The sequence below is a fragment of the Catellatospora sp. NPDC049133 genome, from assembly GCF_040648455.1.
GTDB classification, from domain to species: domain Bacteria; phylum Actinomycetota; class Actinomycetes; order Mycobacteriales; family Micromonosporaceae; genus Catellatospora; species Catellatospora aurea.
Genome location: NZ_JBEZDT010000005.1, coordinates 16609 through 34293, shown reverse-complemented (window position 1 = coordinate 34293; position 17685 = coordinate 16609). Strand labels below are relative to the sequence as shown.

The window sequence follows — 17685 nt, the reverse complement described above, 5'->3', positions numbered from 1 at the left end:
GAGATGCCGATCCCCGCTTCCAGGTCGCGTTAGGAGACGTTCTCCCATGCCCGGGATCGGCGAACCCCCGCTTCAACCGTGCCGGACAGTCCCCGGGCTGCTCGCGTGGCGGCGTGCCCGCAACCCCGCCGACGTCGCCATCGAGGTCGCCGGCGTCGACACGCTGACCTTCGAGCAGTGGGACCGTGACGCCTCCGCGCTCGCCTCGGCGCTGCGCGGCCAGGGTGTCACCCCGGGCGCGGCCGTCGGGCTGGTCTTCGCCGGGCGCGACTGGACCAGCTTCGCCGTGGCGTACTGCGGCGTGCAGCGGGCGGGGGCCGTCGCCGTGCCGCTGCCCGACCAGCTGCCGCCGGCCCGGCTGTCCCAGCTGCTCGCGGCCTGCGGAGCCGGCCTCGTCATCAGCGGCCGCGCGGAGGTGGACGCGCTGGTCGAGGCGGGCGCGCCGGACCCGGCCGACGACGCCCGTCCCGAGGGGATCGCCCAGATCCTGTTCACCTCGGGCACCTCCGGGCGGCCCAAGGCGGTCGCCGCGACCCACGCCAACCTCACCGACGGCGTACCGGCGCACCCGAAGCGCCTGGCGCTGGCCCACTCCCGGCGCTTCCTGCACGCCTTCCCGATCGGCACCAACGCCGCGCAGACGATGCTGGTCAACGCCCTGACCGCGCGCCCGTCGGCGCTGACCCTGCCGCGTTTCACGCCGCGCCGGTTCGCCCAGCGGCTGCCCGAGGTCGGCACCGTCTTCCTGGTGCCCGCGACCGCGATCGAGCTGCTCGACTCCGGCGCGCTGGACGGCCTCGACCTGTCCGGGGTGAACCTGGTCGGTTCGACGGCCGCGCCGCTGCCGCCGGCCGTCGCCCTGCGGCTGAGCCGGGCGTTTCCGAGCGCGGCGATCGTCAACCACTACACGTCCACCGAGGCGGCTCCCGCCCATACCAACATGATCTTCGACCCGGCGCACCCGGACGCGGTCGGCCGGGTGACCACCGGCGCGGTGCGGATCACCGACGCCGACGGCAGGCCGCTGCCCGACGGCGAGGTCGGCCACGTCTGGCTGCGCTCGCCGCACGCCCGCCGCTACCTCGGCGACGACGACGCGACCCGGGACACGTTCCAGGACGGCTGGGTCCGGATGGGCGACCTGGGCCGGTTGCACGGCGGCCACCTGTTCCTGTCCGACCGCGACAGCGACGTGGTCAAGTCGGGCGCGTACAAGATCTCCACGCTGGAGGTGGAGGCCGCCCTGCACGAGCACCCCGCCGTGGCCGCGGCCGCGGTGGTCGGCGTGCCGCACCCGGTGCTCGGCGCACGCCTCGCGGCGGCGATCGTGGCCCGCCCCGACGCGGGCGAGGTCGGCCTGCCCGGCATCCGCGCGTTCCTCGCCGAGCGGCTCGCCGACCACCAGCTGCCCGGCGACCTGCTCGTGCTCGATCAGCTCCCGCGCAATGACGCGGGCAAGGTCCTCAAACGACAGCTGGTGAAACTCTTCCCAGCCGGCACCGGAGGTGGCGCGTGAATCCGATCAGCCACGGCGTGTGGTTCACCGAGCAGGCGGCGGTGGCGGGCACCGCGTACCACATGGCGCTCGGGGTCTGGTTCGACGGCGAGCTGGACCGGCACGCCCTCGGCGAGGCCTGCGCCGCCGTCGTGACGAGACACCCGGCCCTGGCCTGCGCGGTCGTCCTCGACGGCGACCTGCCCCGGCTGGTCCCCGCCGCAGAGAAGATCACCCTGAGCGACGCGCCGCACAGCGACGCCCGGGTGCGCGAGGAGATCGCCCGGCCGTACGACCTGAGCCGCGGCCCCCTGGCCCGGTTCACGCTGCTGCGCGAGACCCCCACCCGCCACCTGCTCCTGTTCACCGCCCATCACCTCGTCTTCGACGGCATGTCCAAGGACCTGCTGCTCGCCGACCTCGCCGCCGCCTACCGCGGCGCGGACCTGCCGCCGCTGCCCGACACGGCCGCCGCCGAACCCGGCGAGCAGGCCGTGGCAGCCGCCCGCGCCTACTGGGCCGACCACTGGACCGGTGTCGGCGAAGCCGTGCTGCCCGACCTGACCGGCACCCCGGACAGGTCGAGGCCGTCCAGCGCGCCGGAGTCGAGCAGCTCGATCGACGCCGCCGAACCAGGGCACACCGTCGAACTCCGCGTGCCGCCCGTCGACGTCCCCGGCCTCACCCGGTTCGAGGTGCTGCTCGCCGCGATCCACGTGCTGCTCGCGCGGTACGGCAACACCGGCCTGCCCGTCGCCGTGGGACTGTCCACGCGCGACGAGCACACCGCCGCGGGCATCGGGCTGCACGTCAACGAGCTGCCGATCGGAGTGGCCCCGGCCCGTGGCCGGTTCCGGGAGTACGCCCACGACCTGCGCTCGCGGCTGCGTGAGCTGTATCGGCACCGCACCGTGCCCCTGGCCCAGGTCGTGGGCGGCCTGCGGGCCGCGCCGTCGCTGACCACGGTGTCGGTAGGCTACCGGCGGCGCGGCCCCGCTCCGGCCTTCCCCGGCCTGTCCACGGACGTGCTCTGGTCGCTGTTCCACGGCGCGGCGCGCAACGCCCTGCACCTGCAGATCGTCGACGGCCCCGACGGCGACCTCGCGGTGAGCCTGCAGCACAGCCCCGCCCACCTGCCGACCGCCGCCGTACACCGGATCGGGCAGCACCTGCGCACCGTGCTCGCCGCCGTCGCCGCCGACCCGGACACCGACGTCGCGACCATGGCGGTCATGCCGGACGAGGAGCTCGCCGCCGTCCTGCACGACTGGAACGACACCGCCCGCGAGCAGCGCGGCACCGTGGCCCAGCTGTTCGCCACCCAGGCCCGGCTGCGCCCGCAGGACATCGCGGTCGTCGACGGCGACCACCGGCTCACCTACGCCGAACTGGACGCCGCCGCCGCCGAACTGGCGACCCGGCTGCCGGGTCCGGGCGCGCTCATCGCGATCCGGCTGCCCCGTGGCCGGCAGGCGCTGGTGGCGATGCTGGCCGTGATGCGGGCCGGGTCCGCGTACGTGCCGATCGACCCGGCCTATCCGGTGGCCCGGCAGGAGCTGATCCTCGCCGACGCCCAGCCCGCACTGGTTCTCGACGACCTCGACGCCGTCCCGGCCGCGTCGGCGGGCGGCGAGGTTCCGGCAGGCACCGCGTACGTCATGTACACCTCCGGCACCACCGGCCGCCCCAAGGGCGTGGTCGTGCCGCACACCGCCCTGGCCAACCTGCTGCTCGGCATGGCCGAGACGGTCGGCAGCAGGCCGGGGGACCGGTGGCTCGGGCTCACCCCGCTGTCGTTCGACATCTCCGGCCTGGAGCTGTTCCTGCCCCTGGTCACCGGCGGCCGCCTCGTGATCGCGGGGGAGCCCGGCAACCTGGACGGCCGGGCCGTCAACAGCCTGATCGAACGCGAAGGCGTCACGCATGTGCAGGCCACCCCGTCGGGCTGGCAGGTGCTGCTGGAGGCCGGTTTCGACGGCCGGTCCTCGGTCACCGCACTCGCCGGCGGCGAGAACCTCCCGCTCGACCTCGCCAGGAAACTGCGCGCCCGGGTGGCCCGGCTCGTCAACGTGTACGGCCCCACCGAGACCACCATCTGGTCGACCGCCGAGGAGATCCCCGCCGAGCCCGACACCGTCACCATCGGCCGCCCGATCGCCAACACCAGCACCTACATCCTCGACGACGACGGACGACCACTGCCCATCGGCGTATGGGGCGAGCTGTGCATCGGCGGCCTCGGCGTCGCCGACGGCTACCTGCGCCGCCCCGACCTCACCGAGCAGCGCTTCCGCCCCGACCCGGTCGGCGGCGGGCGGCTCTACCGCACCGGCGACCGGTGCCGCTGGACCGCCGGCGGCCGCATCGCCTTCGGCGGGCGCAACGACAGCCAGGTCAAGGTGCGCGGGCACCGCATCGAGCTGGAGGAGATCGAGACGCACCTGCGCGAGCACCCCGGTGTCGCCCAGGCCGCCGTCACGCTGCGCGGCGGCGAGCTGGCCGCCTACCTCGTAGCCCGCGGCGACGCCCCCGACGCCGCCGAACTGCGCCGCCATCTCGCGAGCCGGCTGCCCGCCGCGACGGTGCCGACCTCGTGGACGGTGCTCACCGGGCTGCCGGTCACGCCCAGCGGCAAGCTCGACCGGGCCGCGCTGCCCGAACCGACCCCGGTCCGCGCCCCGGCAGCTCAACCTGCCGAAGGCGGCTCCGACGAACTCGTCGAGGTCCTGCGCGGCATCTGGCAGGACGTGCTCGGTGTCGACGACATCGGCGTCGACGAGGACCTGTTCGACCTCGGCGGGCACTCGCTGACCATCACCCGGATCAACGTGCGCATCATGCAGCACCTCGGCCAGGACGTGCCGCTGGAGGTCTTCTTCGACACGCCGACCATCGCCGACATCGCCGCGTACCTGCGGGAGCAGTCGTGAGCGCCGAGCTGAGCGGGCGGCTGGCCACGCTCGTCCAGGACGTCACCGGCGGGTCGGTCACCGCGGGCCAGGCACTGAGCGGCGGTTCGCTGCGCGCCCTGGGCCTGGACTCGCTGGGAGCGTTGCGGCTCATCGACTCCATCGACCTCGAATTCGGTGTCGAGATCGACCTCGGGTCCGGATCGGACACCCTCGACGCGATCACCAGGATGGTGGCTGACCGGCTATGAGACACCTGCCGCTCTCCGCGCTGCAACAGCGCTTCTGGTACCTGTGCACCGCGTACCCCGGCGACGCGTCGCCCATCCTGGTGCTCAACTGGCGGCTGCGCGGTCCGCTCGACGTGTCCGCCTGGCAGGCGGCCGTGAGTGCGGTCGTCGACCGGCACGAGAGCCTGCGCACCGGCTTCGTGCTCCGCGACGGCGAACCCGTCCAGGTGGTCCTGCCGCCCGCCGGGATCGACACCGAGGTCATCGACCTTCGCGGGCTTCCGGAGGACGAGCGGGAAGGCCGCGCGGCCGAGCTGCTGTCGGGCCGTACCCATCGGCTGCTCGACCTCACCGAGGACCCGCTGGTCGGCTCGTGCCTGCTGCGGCTGGCCGACGATCACCACGTGTGGTGCTTCACGATGCACCACCTGCTCGCCGACGGGGCGTCGCTGCGCATCGTCGGCCGCGAGATCCGGGCCGGTTTCGTCGCCGCGCTCGACGGGGCCAAACCCGACCTGCCCGACCTGGAGCTGCAGTACGGCGACTTCGCGTTGTGGCAGGCCGAGCAGGACCAGGCCGGCGACCTGGCGTACTGGCGTGAGCGCCTCGCCGGGGCACCGCAGCTGCAACTGCCGACCGACCTGCCGCGTCCGGCGGAGAAGTCCGCGCACAGTGCCGAGCACCTGCATCAGATGAGCCCGGAGCTGGCGGGGCAGGTCGTCGAGCTGTCCCGTGCCGCTCGCTGCACGCCGTTCATGGTGCTGCTGGCCGCGTTGCAGGTGCTGCTGGGCGAACGAAGCGGTCAGGACGACTTCTGCATCGGCACCCCGGTCGCGGGGCGGGTGCGTGCCGAGTTCGAGCCGGTGGTCGGGCTGTTCGCCAACACCCTCGCGCTGCGTGCTGACCTGACCGGCGACCCGACCTTTACGGACCTGCTCAGACGTACGCGGACGACGGTCATCGGCGGGTTGCAGCGGCAGTCGGCGCCGCTCGGGCGGGTCATCGCGGCGCTCGGTGTGCCCCGTGAGCCAGGGCGGACCCAGCTGTTCGATGTGGTGTTCAGCATGCGCAACGACACCCCGGCCGCGTTGTCCCGGCTCGGGCCGGTCGAGGTCGAGGGATTCCCGCACGGGCACGCCAAGGTGCTGCACGATCTGGTGTTCGACATCTGGCGGCTTGACGAGACGGGGCTGCGCGCGGGGATCCGGTACGACACGGCGCTGTTCCGGCCGGACAGCGTCGAGGGGATGGCCCGCCGGTATGAGCAGATCCTGTCCGCCGTGGTCGCCCGGCCCGGCGACCGACTGTCCGAGCTGGTGGTATCCCGTGGGTAGGCACATTGCGTTCTTCAACATCCCCGCGATCGGGCACGTGTTCCCGACGTTGCCGGTGGTGGAGGAGCTGACCCGGCGCGGGCACCGGGTGACGTACTGCACGACCGAGGAGCGCCGGCCGGTGGTCGAGGCAGCGGGGGCGGTCGTGCGGGCGTACCGCTCGCTGCGCCCGCCGGACCACGACCCGACGCTGTGCGCGCCCGCCCGCGACGGGTACATCAGTCAGACGCTGCTGGCTTTCCTCGAAGAAGCCGAGGCGACGTATGCGCAGCTCGCGCCGCTCTACCGGGACGACCGGCCGGACCTGGTGGTCTTCGACCGGATGGCGTTCGCCGGGCGGATGCTGGCCGCACGGCTGGACGTGCCGACCGTCCAGCTGTGGCCGATGCTGGTGTCCAACGAGCACTGGTCGATGGGGCAGGCCCTGGCGGCGTTCGACCCCGCCGACCCGGTTCTCGGGGTATACCAGTCCCGGTTGGAGGCGTTCCTTGCCGAGCACTGCCCGGTGCTGGACCCGGCGCAGTTCCTCAACCCGCAGCCCGAGGCGCACCTGGCGTTCTACCCGCGCTCGTTCCAGTACGCGGGGGAGCTGTTCGGGGCCGGGTACCGGTTCGTCGGGCCGTGTCTGCGGAGCACGCCGCTGCGGTGGCGGCCGCCGCGCGACCGTGACGTGCTGCTGGTGACCCTCGGCACCGTGTACAACAACCGGCCCGACTTCTACCGGCACTGCGTCGAGGCCTTCGGTGGTACCGACTGGCACGTGGTGCTCGCCGTCGGGGAACGCATCGAACTCGGGGCGCTGGTTCGGGTGCCGGGTAACGTCGAGGTGCGGCGGTTCGTGCCGCAGCTCGACGTGCTCGCCCACGCCACGGCCATGATCTGCCATGCGGGTATGGGCGGTGTGATGGAGGCGATGAGCGCCGGGGTGCCGGTGCTCGCCGCGCCGCAGACGTTGGAGCAGGAGGCGAACGCTCTGCGGGTGGAGCAGCTAGGACTCGGCACCCGGCTGACCGCCGAGCACGCCGACCCGGGCGCGCTCCGGACCGCGATCGAACTCATGGTCAAGGACCCGGCCGTCATGGACGGCGTCGACCACATGCGCCGCGCGATCACCGTTGCCGGCGGCACGGCCCGCGCCGCCGACATCATCGAGCAATGCGTGCTCTGACGGCTGGTCGTTGCACCGCATTATGGTCAGCTACACGCGGACCGGTTTCTGGCTGGGACTTGAGCCGGTGACCTCTTCCGTGCGAACGCGGTGAGGACCTGTCTTCCCGTGTCGCCCACCGTCGACGCGCCTGGAGTTTGGCGCAGCCGTCCGCATCTGGAAGCGCTCGGCAGAGGCGGAAGTCAGCGGGTTCGCTGACTTTTCGCTGACTCTCCAGCCGAAGATCACCCCACTCCCCGAGCATCGCCAGTCAGGCGCACCGCCAGTTGGACGATTGCCAGGAACTGACCGGGTTGCCCGGAACACCTTCTAGCGTCCGCTGGCAGGCTGACCGGCTGTGACCGCCCATGCCCCTCCACGGCACCGCCTTATGGCACTGGTCTGGCACGACGATCAAGCTTGTCTCGCCGGTCGAGGGTCCACCGCCGGTCAGTCTCCTCGGCGATCTCAGCGCAGCGCCGGCAGGCTGTCGGACGGTCAGGGCTCCAGCTGTAGCCGTGACCGTCGAACCCGGCGGTAGACACGCCGCACAGCGTGCTCTCCCGGTAGACGTGCGGATGGCAAATGCCGGACGGGTCGATGTTCTCGCACCAGCGACTCGAGAGCGGCATGTAGGGCGGCAGACCCGGCTGCTGACCATCGAGCACAACCTTCACCCGGTCGGCAGTGGAAATCGGTGACCCGGTGACCAAGAGCCATCTGTGATGATTTGATGAGATTCAGGACTGTTCGGCCACCGACGCGTGCTTGGCGGCGCCGATCGGAACGCGGGCCTGGAGGAGATTCTCGATGTGGCGGAAGAGCATGGTCGGGGTGGCCGCGATCCTGGTGACAGCCCTGTCCGGATGTGCCCAGTCGACCCTTCCGCCGGTCGGCCGGGACGGCCCGCGTTCGGCTGACCGGGATGCCCAGCTCACCGCCGCGCTTCCCGAGCTGATGCGGCGGGCCTCGATTCCGGGGGCGATCGTCGGCGTCTGGCAGGAGGGCAAGCCCGCATACGTACGGGCGTTCGGTGTCCAGGACACGAGCACCGGACAGCCCATGACCGCAGATCTCCACATGCGGATCGGCAGCCTCACCAAGACGTTCACCGTGACCGCCCTGCTGCAGCTCGCACAGCAGGGGAAACTCGGACTCGACGACCCGATCGACCGGCACGTGCCCGGTGTGCCGAGCGGCGATGTGATCACCTTGCGCCAGTTGGCCGCGATGCGCAGCGGGCTGTTCAACTACGCGGACGTGACCCTCGCCAGCCTGTCGAGCGAGCCTGATCGCCAGTGGACGCCGCAGGAGCTGCTCGCCGTCAGCTTCAGCCGTCCGCTGCTCTTCGAGCCGGGTACGAAGTTCGACTACTCCAACACCAACACCGTGCTGCTGGGGCTCGTCGTCGAGAAGGTCTCCGGCCAGTCGATCGAGGCATTCATCGACCAGCACATCCTGAAACCGGAAGGGCTGGGGAGCACCGTCTTCCCGTCCGGCTCCGACTTCCCCTCACCCCATTCCCAGGGGTACGCGAAAGCCGCCGACGGTGCGACCGTGAACGCCACGAACTGGAACTCGTCATGGGGTTGGGCGGCCGGTCAGATGGTGTCGACGCTCGACGACGTCCGTGTCTGGACCCAGGACCTGGCCATGGGCAAGCTGCTCACCCCCGAGATGCTCCAGCAGCGTGATCAGTTCCTGCCGGCGCCCGAGGAGGGACAGGGTGCTCTGTACGGACTGGCGATCGAGAACCAGAACGGCTGGATCGGCCACAACGGCAACATCGCCGGCTACATGACGTATCCGTACTACCTGCCTGACGAGCAGACCACCATGGTCGTGATGCTCAACTCGAATGTCGACGTGCCGGGGAGCTGGGCTCTGATGGAAGGGATCGCGAAGATCGTCAGCCCGAGCCATCCCTGGCCCAAGCTGCCCACCGAGTAGCGGGGCGGGTCAGGCTAGGGCGTTCTCGCCTGCCAGCCAGGCGGCGTGCAGCTTCGCGTACGGCGACCCTGCCGCCGCGATCAGCTCGTCATGGCGTCCCCGCTGCACTGCCCGCCCGTCGTCGATCACGATCACCTCGTCGGCCCCGCGCGCCGTGGCCAGCCGATGCGCGATCGTGATCGTGGTCCGCCCGCGTGACACCAGGTCCATCGCCTTCCGCAGCCGCACCTCGGTCGCCGGGTCCACGGCACTGGTCGCCTCGTCCAGGATCAGCAGGTCCGCGCCCGCGGCGTGGGCCCGCGCCACCGCGACGAACTGCCGCTCGCCGACGCTGAGGCCCTGACCGCGCTCGCCGACCACCGTGTCCAGCCCTTCGGGCAGCCCGGCCGCCCAGTCCAGCAGGCCCAGCTCACCCAGCACCCCGGCCATCGCGTCGTCGTCGAGTGGCCGCCCGAACCGGATGTTGTCGGCCAGTGTGCCCCGGAACAGGAATCCCTCCTGCGGCACCATCACCACCCGCTCGCGCAGGCAGCGCAGCCGCACCCGGTCGAGGGGCATCCCCGCCAGCAGCACCTGCCCCCGGCTCGGCTCGGCCAGCCGGGCGACCAGCTTCGCCAGCGTGGTCTTGCCGGCCCCGGTCTGGCCCACGACCGCGACCCGGCTGCCCGCGGCGATCTCCAGGTCCACGTCCCGCAGCACCTCGGCCGACGTGTCCGGGTAGACGTAGCCCACCTGGCGCAGCGTCACCGTGATCGGGCCCGGGGGCAGGTCGACGGCTTGGGCGTGGTCGGCGGCGTCCGGGGTCTCGTCGAGGATGTCGAGCACCCGCCGCCACCCGGCGACCGCGTTCTGCAGCCCGTTGAGCATCTCCCCGGCGACCTGTGCGGGCAGCGCGAACTGGGCGACCAGGAACAGGAACGCGGCGATCTCGCCGACGGTCATCCGCCCACCGACGCCCAGCAGCACCCCGACCGCGGCCGTCGCCGCCATCGCGACACCGGTGGCGATCTCGCCGACCGAGTACGCGGTGACGGTCAGCCGCGACGCCCGCTGGGCGGCCAGCCGGTGCGCGTCGACCGCCTCGTCCAGGCGGGCGACCGTGCGGGCCGAGGCGTTGTAGGAGCGGATCACCTCGGCGCCCACGACGCTCTCCGACACGACCGCCAGCATCTCCGCCGAGCGCTGCCGCACCGCCCCGTACGCCTCGGCCAGGTCGCGCATGCAGGCCCGTACGACCCAGACGACCGGCGCGAACACGGCCAGCACCACCAGGGCCAGCGGCCACGAGTAGAGGAACATGACCGTGCCGGTGACCAGTGTCTGCCCGACGCAGATGAACAGGACCACGCCGTTCCACTGCAGGAACGAGGTGACCTGGTCCACGTCGGAGGTGGCGCGGGCAACCAGCGCGCCGCGCTGCTGCGCGCCGACCCGGTGCACCGGCAGGTCGTGGACGTGCCGGAACACCTTCACCCGGACGGCCGCCAGGGCCGTCTCGCTGACCTCGAACAGGCGCAGCATCATCGCGTACCCGCAGATCATGGACAGCAGCAGCACCGCCAGCCCGGCCGCGCCGATCACCGCGACCACCCCGGCGTCCGGCCCGCCCGGACCGCGCAGCCCGTCGTCGATGCCGCGCTGCACCGCCACCGGCACCGCGGCCCGGCCCGCGGTCATGCCCACCGCCAGCAGCAGCGTGACGGTCAGGCCCTGCCGCAGCTCGGGCGACAACCGCATGGCCCGCCGCAGGGTGTCCCACATCGTGTCCCCGCCCTTCACTCCGTCACCCGCCGGTCGTAGGCGGCCAGCAGTTCCCGGTAGCCCGGCGCGGACCGCATCAGCTCGTGGTGCGTGCCGGTCGCGGCGACCCGCCCCTGGTCGAGGTACACGACCTCGTCTGCCAGCGCGATGGTCGGCCGCCGGGTCGCCACCACGAGCATCGCCGGGCCGCCCGGGGCCGACCGCAGGCCCGCGACGAGGTCCGCCTCCACCACCGGGTCCACGGCGCTGGTGGCGTCGTCGAGCACGAGCAGCCGTGGCCCTCCGGCGAGCGCGCGGGCCAGCGCGATCCGCTGGCGCTGCCCGCCGGACAGCGCCACGCCGCGCTCGCCGAGCCCGGTGTCCAGGCCCTGCGGCAGCAGCCGGACGAAGTCGTCGGCCCGTGCCACGGCCAGTGCCCGCCAGATCGCGTCGTCGTCGATGCCGGTCCGCCCGAGCGCGACGTTGGCGCGCACGCTGTCGGCGAAGACGAACGGCACCTGCGGCACGTACGCCACCGCCGCCGCGAACGCCGCCGCCGTCAGCTCCCGTACGTCGACCCCGTCGACCAGCACCGTTCCCGACTCAGGCGACAGCAGCCGGGCCGCGAGCGCCGCGACGGTCGACTTGCCGGAGCCCGTCGGCCCCACCAGCGCGACGACCCGGCCCGGCGCGATCCGCACCGACACCTCGCGCAGGCTCCGTACGCTCACCCGGCGCAGGCGCAGCTCGGCGGGGCCGCCGAGCACGGCGGTGCCGGAGGGGGAGTCGTCCGCCGCGGCGAGCACCCGGTCGACCCGTTCGGCTCCCGCCACTGCCCGGGGCAGCGCGCCCAGCAGCCAGCCGATGGCGCGGATCGGCATGTCCATCAGCGCGAACAGGAACGCCGCCGCCGTGAGGTCGCTCAGGTCGAGCGCGCCCTGCTCGCACCGCCACGCGCCGACCACCAGCACCGCGACGGTGCCGACCTGGGGGAGCGCGTCGATCACGGGATCGTGCCAGGCCCGGGTCCGGCCGATGGCGACCAGCGCCTGCCGCAGCTCGCCGACCTGGCCGCCGAACCGGGCCGTCTGGTGATCGGCGCGGCCCATCACCTTGACGGTCAGCGCCCCGTCGAAACTCTCGTGCGCCAGCGCGGTCACCTGCGCCCGCAACGACTGGGCGAGCCGGTAGCGCGGCGCCACCCGGCGCGAGTACGCCGCGAACACCGCGACCAGCCCCGGGAAGACCACCAGGCCGACCAGGCCGAGCGTCCAGTCCACGGCGAACAGCGCGGTGAGCGCCCCGGCCAGCAGGAACACCGTCGCCACGGCGTACGCCAGGCTGCCGGCGGGGGAGGCCGCGGCGTCGACGTCCGACGACGCGTTCGACAGCAGCGCCCCGGTCGGGTTGTCGCGGTGCCAGTCGGGCGGCAGGCTCAGGTACTTGCGGACGATGCCTTTGCGCTGCCGGGCCTGCAAACTCTGCTGCAGGTAGACCGCGCCCAGCCGGCGGCTGAAGATGCCGACCACCTTCAGCGTGCTCAACCCCAGCAGGACCGCAGCGGCCCCGGCCAGCAGCCCCGCGTCGACCTGCCCACGGTCCAGCATCGGCGCGACCACGTCGGCCACCACCGCCCCGACCGCGAAGGCGCTGCCGATCGACAGCACCACCACCAGCCCTGCCCCGCCGAGCGAGACCAGGAACAGCCGGGGCTCGGACCGGATCATGCGGCCGCACAGGCGGGTGCCCTGGGAGATCAGCTCGCGCGTCTTCATCGCAGGGCCTCGACCCACAGCTCGGCGACGGTCCGCATCAGCGCGGCCTCGTCGAACCCGAGGTCTGCCCGGTGCTCGCCGTCGCGGGCGGCGGTGGCCGACCGGGACAGGGTCGTGCCCTCCTGGGAGTCCCTGGCCAGGATCTCGTCCAGCCCGGACGGCGCGGCCAGGCCGCAGTGGGCGAACAGCGACTTGAGCACGCCTGGCGGGTCGGCGAGCAGGTCCTCGTAGGTGGCGGTGAACACGTCCACACCGCGGTGCCGCAGCGCGAGGGCGCGTTCCAGCTGCGCCACCCACTGGCAGGCCATGACCTCCTCGGGGGACAGCAGGCGGCCGACCCGCTGCCGCCACCGGGCGACCAGGGGTATCAGCCGCCCGAGGCGGTCCTGCACGGCCGCCGGGTCGGTGTTCAGCGCCGGGTCGTAGCCCGCGAACGCCCGCGCGGTCGACCGTGCCCAGGACAACGGCTCCCGGTACAGGAAGACGGAGGCGAACTGCGGGAACTCCTCGCGCAGCAGCCAGGCCAGTTCGATGACGAAGCTGCGCGGTTTGACGGCGACGGGACGTCCCAGCGACAGCAGCCGTACGCAGCTCCGGGTCAGTTCGCGCAGCTCCGGTTCGGGCAGGCGCGGGGCGAGCATGACCAGCTGCGTGAGCACGTCCGGTTCGGACAGCCCGGTCAGGCCGCCGCGTTCGGCCAGCGCGGCGGCGACCAGGGTCGAGCCGCACCGGCCGGTCGAGTACAGGAACACCCCGCTCGGCTCGCCGGGTGTGGCCAGCGCGTGCAGCTCGTCGTAGGACAGGGCGACGAGTCCGGTCGCGTGCTCGTACTGCGCCTGGAAGTAGAACGGCGCGCCGTCGGGGTCGACGTCGGTCCTGGTGAACAGGGCCCGGCGGGTGTCGTGGTCGAGGCAGTACAGGCTGTGGCCGGGTTCGGTGAGCACGATGCCCGGATCGACGGAGGCCACCGGCTCGCACCGGAAGTCGGCGGGGCCCGCCACGGCGAGAGGGTAGGGCTTGGTCTTCTCCACAAGGGCGAGCAGCTGCGCCATCACACCGTCCCGGGGAGAAGACGGGGGCGGCATGCCGGCCGCCCCCGTCTGCACTTCTCGGTCCCGGTCAGGGAACCGAACCTCGCGGACCAACGCTACGGGTAAGCGTTTTCCCTAATCAAGTATGTGCATGTGCAGATTTGTTGCATGCCATCAAAGCCGGTGGAGGCCGTTATTCCGCGCGAAATCCGGCGTCATCGGGTCACAGCAGCCACAGCGGCACGGCCGCGGCCAGTGCCTGCGCGCCGGTGTCGTTCGGGTGGATGTGGTCGCCGCTGTCGTACGCGGGCAGAACCTTGCCCGGGTTGGCCGGGTCACGCAGGACCTGGTCGAAGTCGAGCAGCCCGTCGAACTCGTTGTCGCCGCGCAGGTACGCGTTCACCGCCTGGCGGACGGCCTCCTTGTCGGCCGTCCAGGACGAGTAGCCCTCGAACGGGCCGAGCGTGGCCACCACGACCCGCAGCCCCCGATCCTTGGCCTGGATCGCAAGCTGGCGCAGCCCGGCGATGATCCGGTCGGCGGGGTAACCCGACAGGTGCACGTCGTTGATGCCCAGCTCCACGATGACGGTGCGCACGCCGGGCTGGCTGAACACGTCGTCGTCGAGGCGGGCCAGGGCGCTGTCGCCGAGCGCGGGCGAGTTGAGCGTCAGCCCGTCGCGGGTCACCTGGTTGCCGGCCAGGCTCAGGTTGAGCACGCCGGGGTCGGCCAGCGCCGGCCAGGTGCCGGTGATCCGGCTCGCCAGGTAGTCCGGCCAGCGGGTGTTCGCGCCGAGTGTGGAGCCCGAGCCGTCGGAGATCGAGTCACCGAGCACCACCACGGTGCCCAGCCCGGTCGGGGTGAGCACTTCGATCCCGGCCAGGTAGTAGAAGTGGTTGTAGGCGGCGGTCTGGCCGCTGCCGTCGACGTCGCCGGCGCGGTCGCCCGCGTAGACGTACGAGGTCTGCCGGGCGGTCCAGTGCCACGACGTCGCACCGGTCGCGGTCGGCAGGTAGAGCGTCACCGCCAGGTCCTGGGAGGCGGAGACGGGCAGGTCGACCGGATCGCTGAGCACCTCGGCGCCCTTGTAGACCACGGTGGAGCCGCTGCCGTTGAAGGTGACCTCGCGCAGGCTGCCGGGCTGCAGCGTCGGCGAGCCGGCGGCCACCGGCAGGCCGACGGTGGCGTGGCCGATGGTCAGCGGCTGCGTGCCGTACGCGTTGGTGAAGCGCAGCCGGACCTTCTGCCCGCCGAGGGAGACCCGCACGAGCTGGCGGATCGACTGGTCGGTGAAGCCGTTGAGCGAGCTGCCGGTGTTCGCCAGGCTCGGCGCGGTCAGCGCGGTGCCCCAGGTGCCCACCCAGCGCGGCGGCAACCCGCCGGAGGCCGGTCCCGCCGCGCCGACCAGGGTGGTGGCGAGCAGGCCGAGCGCGGCGAGCGCGGCCGCGGCGCGTCTTCGGTTGATCATCACGTGTGGAACCTCCGTCGATTCCCGAGGGGATGCGGCGGACCGTCCCGCCACCGGCATCACGATGTCAATAAATCTCCAATGTGGAGATATACGAATCTGCTGTCGTGATTACCGGTTCGGCTGATTTATCTGGTACGTCCGGACGTGCGGTGGGCGGGCCGCCCGGGGGGCACCGGGCGGCCTGCCGGTCTACCGCGGATCAGAAGCGCGCCCCGACGTCCGCGCCGTTCGCCGGACGCAGGAACGTGGACGCGGGGATCGAACCGTCGGAGGTACGGGCCCCGGTGATCGTGCTCGGATCCGTGCTCTGCAATGACCAGGTGCCGCCGAGGTCCCACGAGTTGCCCGAGCCACTGGAGTTGGAGCCCAGCGACACGGCGGTCCCGTTGGCCACCGCGAGGTTCTTGGTCAGCGTGCTGTCCGAGCGGTTGGCGTTGAACCCGGTCCCAGGGTTGTCCCAGGCCGTGCAGCGATCGATCACATGCTGGCCGGGATTGTTGTTGTCGATGAAACCGCCGACCGCGTTGTCCCAGGTCATGCTGTTGCGTACGGTGTGGCTCGCGGCCACCGCGTTGCCGCCGAGCTTGAACCCGTTGCCGTCGCCCGTGTAGTTGGGCAGGTTCCACCGGTTGAAGCCGTTGCCCCAGGACAGGCTGTTCTCCAGCAGGATCGGCGAGGAGAACATCCAGAAGTCGAGGCCGTCGTCGGAGTTGTTCCACAGCCGGGCGCCGCGCACCACGTTCCCGCTGCCGGAGCCCTCCTTGATGGCCAGGCCGTCGGCGCTCTCGCCGTTCTTGCGCGGGTCGCGGTTGCCGTAGCTGTCCAGGTTCAGGATCAGGTTGTTGCTGGAGGAGCCCTGCAGGTGCAGGCCGCTCTCGTAGTTGTCGCGGGTGACCAGCCGCTCGAACACGTTGTTGTTGGTGTCCAGGCCGAAGACGGCGTACGGCCCGTGGATGATCTCCAGGCCGATGATGCGCCACCAGTCGCCCTCGATGTGGATCGCGCCGCGCTCGGAGCGGGGGATGGTGGAGTCCACCGCACCCGGGGTGTACGACATGTTCTCGCCGTCGAGCACGACCTTCTCGCTGCCGTAGTTGCGCAGCACGATCGGCTGGCTGGACGTGCCGTTCTTGAGGATCTGCACGTTCGTGCTCGGCGCGTACGTCCCGCCGCGCACGTAGATCGTGTACCCGGGCTGGGCCAGGTCCACCGCGCGCTGGATGGTCTTCACCGGGGCGCTCAGCGTGCCCGCGTTCGCGTCGTTGCCGCTGGTCGCCACGTACAGCGCGGTCGTGGGTGGCGGGGTGGAGCCGGTCTCGAATTCCAGGTGGTCCACGTTCGCCAGGCCGGTGGACGTGGTCGGGGTGAGGCGGACGGTGTTGCTGCCGACGTTCACGTTGACGGTCAGCGTCTTGGTCGTCCAGGCGTCCCAGGCGCCGGTGCCCTCGAAGGACACGGTCTGCACGGTCGTGCCGTTCACGGCCAGGGCGGCCGGTCTCGCGGTCGTGGTGCCGTTGGCGAAGCGGACACCCAGCGTCGCGGTGCCCGCGGCCGATGCCGTCACCGTGAACTGCACGTATCCGCTGGTGCTGTTGGTGCCGTTGCAGAAGCCGGAGCCGGAGAACCCGGTCCAGTTGCTGTCGATGGTGCCGACGCAGACGGCGGGCGAGGTCTCGGCCTCGTGGCGGGTCGGTGCGGCGGCGGCCATGGGCGCGGGCAGCGCGAGCACCGCGCCGACGGCCAGGGCGGCGCCCGCGGCCAATGATGTGACTCTCATCTGTCTCCCATGCTGGAGCGGCGTGGTGCGAGCGCACGCAAGTGCGGGTCACACGCCGCAGGGGCGGGACGACGCGCGAGGGTCCTCGCCCGGAGAAGAGCCCGGAACGTCGATGCGACCCAGTCTCGGGAAAGCGCTTGCCAATTGGCAAGGGTTGACGTTTGCAGATTTGTTGCAGGCAAACGCCGTCCGATCGGGAGACCCGGAATCGATCACTCGGCCCACGGGAATGTGGGAAATTTGGACAATGGGGGCTAAGACGTTCCGGGGTTTCGTACCGTGGATCATCTTCTGGGTGGTGAGCGGGCCGAGCACCTGGGAGTTCGCGGCCGGCGGGGCGCTGGTCGCCGCGTTGATCCTGTTGATCCCGTCGCACGAGCACGGCCGGATCAAGCTGCTGGAGGTCGTCTCGGTGCTGTTCTTCGGCGCGCTCACCGTCGCCGGGCTGGTGCTCGACCACAGCCGCCTGCTGTGGCTGGAGCAGTACGCGCAGGCGATCTCCAGCGCGGTGCTGGCGGTGGTCGTGCTCGGCTCGCTGGCGTTCACGCCCTTCACCGAGCAGTACGCCCGCGAGCAGGTGCCGCAGCAGTTCTGGTCCTCACCCCGGTTCAAACACGTCAACCGGATGCTGACCCTGGTCTGGGGGCTGGTGTTCGCCGTCTGCGCGGTGCTCGGCTTCCTCGCTCAGCCGGAGAACGGCGGCTCCGCGTGGCTCAACTGGATCATCCCGATCGCGCTGCTGGCCGGGGCGTTCAAGTTCACCGCCTGGTATCCCGAGCACGTGAAAGCCGCCGCGCAGGCGGCCGGGGCGTCCACCGCCTGAGCG

General features: G+C 71.9%; 12 protein-coding genes. 7 read left to right on the top strand and 5 right to left on the bottom strand.

Annotated features, from left to right (window positions below; genetic code table 11):
* The first annotated feature begins 46 nt into the window (after window positions 1-46).
* From AB0B35_RS06785 to AB0B35_RS06760, 6 genes are all read left to right on the top strand, one after another.
* Window positions 47-1516 (top strand): class I adenylate-forming enzyme family protein, encoded by a 1470-nt coding sequence (locus AB0B35_RS06785; RefSeq protein WP_361041667.1) that lies wholly within the window; start codon window positions 47-49, stop codon window positions 1514-1516.
* Window positions 1513-4425: an amino acid adenylation domain-containing protein gene (locus AB0B35_RS06780; protein ID WP_361041665.1), complete on the top strand. Its 2913-nt coding sequence runs from the start codon at window positions 1513-1515 to the stop codon at window positions 4423-4425. Before AB0B35_RS06785 ends, AB0B35_RS06780 begins: the two co-directional genes overlap by 4 nt.
* Window positions 4422-4655, top strand: a complete 234-nt coding sequence (locus tag AB0B35_RS06775) for a phosphopantetheine-binding protein (protein WP_361041662.1) — start codon at window positions 4422-4424, stop codon at window positions 4653-4655. Before AB0B35_RS06780 ends, AB0B35_RS06775 begins: the two co-directional genes overlap by 4 nt.
* On the top strand, window positions 4652-5968 hold the full coding sequence (locus tag AB0B35_RS06770) for a condensation domain-containing protein (protein WP_361041660.1): 1317 nt from the start codon (window positions 4652-4654) through the stop codon (window positions 5966-5968). The genes AB0B35_RS06775 and AB0B35_RS06770 overlap by 4 nt, the downstream gene beginning before the upstream one ends.
* A complete protein-coding gene (locus tag AB0B35_RS06765; RefSeq protein WP_361041657.1) occupies window positions 5961-7136 on the top strand; it encodes a macrolide family glycosyltransferase in 1176 nt (391 codons plus the stop codon). The genes AB0B35_RS06770 and AB0B35_RS06765 overlap by 8 nt, the downstream gene beginning before the upstream one ends.
* A gap of 789 nt (window positions 7137-7925) precedes the next feature.
* On the top strand, window positions 7926-9065 hold the full coding sequence (locus AB0B35_RS06760) for a serine hydrolase domain-containing protein (protein WP_361041654.1): 1140 nt from the start codon (window positions 7926-7928) through the stop codon (window positions 9063-9065).
* Between the two features lie 9 nt (window positions 9066-9074).
* Here AB0B35_RS06760 and AB0B35_RS06755 read toward each other — a convergent pair whose 3' ends face one another.
* From AB0B35_RS06755 to AB0B35_RS06735, 5 genes are all read right to left on the bottom strand, one after another.
* On the bottom strand, window positions 9075-10826 hold the full coding sequence (locus AB0B35_RS06755) for an ABC transporter ATP-binding protein (RefSeq protein ID WP_361042166.1): 1752 nt from the start codon (window positions 10824-10826) through the stop codon (window positions 9075-9077).
* A gap of 14 nt (window positions 10827-10840) precedes the next feature.
* Window positions 10841-12580, bottom strand: a complete 1740-nt coding sequence (locus AB0B35_RS06750; protein ID WP_361041651.1) for an ABC transporter ATP-binding protein — start codon at window positions 12578-12580, stop codon at window positions 10841-10843.
* Window positions 12577-13632: a hypothetical protein gene (locus tag AB0B35_RS06745; protein WP_361041648.1), complete on the bottom strand. Its 1056-nt coding sequence runs from the start codon at window positions 13630-13632 to the stop codon at window positions 12577-12579. Before AB0B35_RS06745 ends, AB0B35_RS06750 begins: the two co-directional genes overlap by 4 nt.
* A gap of 202 nt (window positions 13633-13834) precedes the next feature.
* Complete coding sequence (locus tag AB0B35_RS06740; RefSeq protein ID WP_361041645.1) at window positions 13835-15079, bottom strand: SGNH/GDSL hydrolase family protein; 1245 nt, start codon at window positions 15077-15079, stop codon at window positions 13835-13837.
* A 202-nt stretch (window positions 15080-15281) separates the two neighbouring features.
* On the bottom strand, window positions 15282-16859 hold the full coding sequence (locus AB0B35_RS06735; RefSeq protein ID WP_361041642.1) for a right-handed parallel beta-helix repeat-containing protein: 1578 nt from the start codon (window positions 16857-16859) through the stop codon (window positions 15282-15284).
* Between the two features lie 247 nt (window positions 16860-17106).
* Between AB0B35_RS06735 and AB0B35_RS06730 the strand changes: the two genes are divergently transcribed.
* Window positions 17107-17682 carry a hypothetical protein gene (locus tag AB0B35_RS06730; protein ID WP_361041640.1) on the top strand — a complete coding sequence of 192 codons (576 nt, stop codon included), beginning with the start codon at window positions 17107-17109 and terminating at the stop codon, window positions 17680-17682.
* The last annotated feature ends 3 nt before the right edge of the window (window positions 17683-17685 follow it).

Excerpts from the sequence above, each read along its gene's own strand:
- AB0B35_RS06785 (WP_361041667.1), top strand. The coding sequence starts at position 47 with ATGCCCGGGATCGGCGAACCCCCGCTTCAACCGTGCCGGACAGTCCCC.
- AB0B35_RS06770 (WP_361041660.1), top strand. The coding sequence starts at position 4,652 with ATGAGACACCTGCCGCTCTCCGCGCTGCAACAGCGCTTCTGGTACCTG.
- AB0B35_RS06760 (WP_361041654.1), top strand. The coding sequence starts at position 7,926 with ATGTGGCGGAAGAGCATGGTCGGGGTGGCCGCGATCCTGGTGACAGCC.
- AB0B35_RS06755 (WP_361042166.1), bottom strand. The coding sequence starts at position 10,826 with ATGTGGGACACCCTGCGGCGGGCCATGCGGTTGTCGCCCGAGCTGCGG.
- AB0B35_RS06750 (WP_361041651.1), bottom strand. The coding sequence starts at position 12,580 with ATGAAGACGCGCGAGCTGATCTCCCAGGGCACCCGCCTGTGCGGCCGC.
- AB0B35_RS06745 (WP_361041648.1), bottom strand. The coding sequence starts at position 13,632 with ATGGCGCAGCTGCTCGCCCTTGTGGAGAAGACCAAGCCCTACCCTCTC.
- AB0B35_RS06740 (WP_361041645.1), bottom strand. The coding sequence starts at position 15,079 with ATGATCAACCGAAGACGCGCCGCGGCCGCGCTCGCCGCGCTCGGCCTG.
- AB0B35_RS06735 (WP_361041642.1), bottom strand. The coding sequence starts at position 16,859 with ATGAGAGTCACATCATTGGCCGCGGGCGCCGCCCTGGCCGTCGGCGCG.
- AB0B35_RS06730 (WP_361041640.1), top strand. The coding sequence starts at position 17,107 with ATGGGGGCTAAGACGTTCCGGGGTTTCGTACCGTGGATCATCTTCTGG.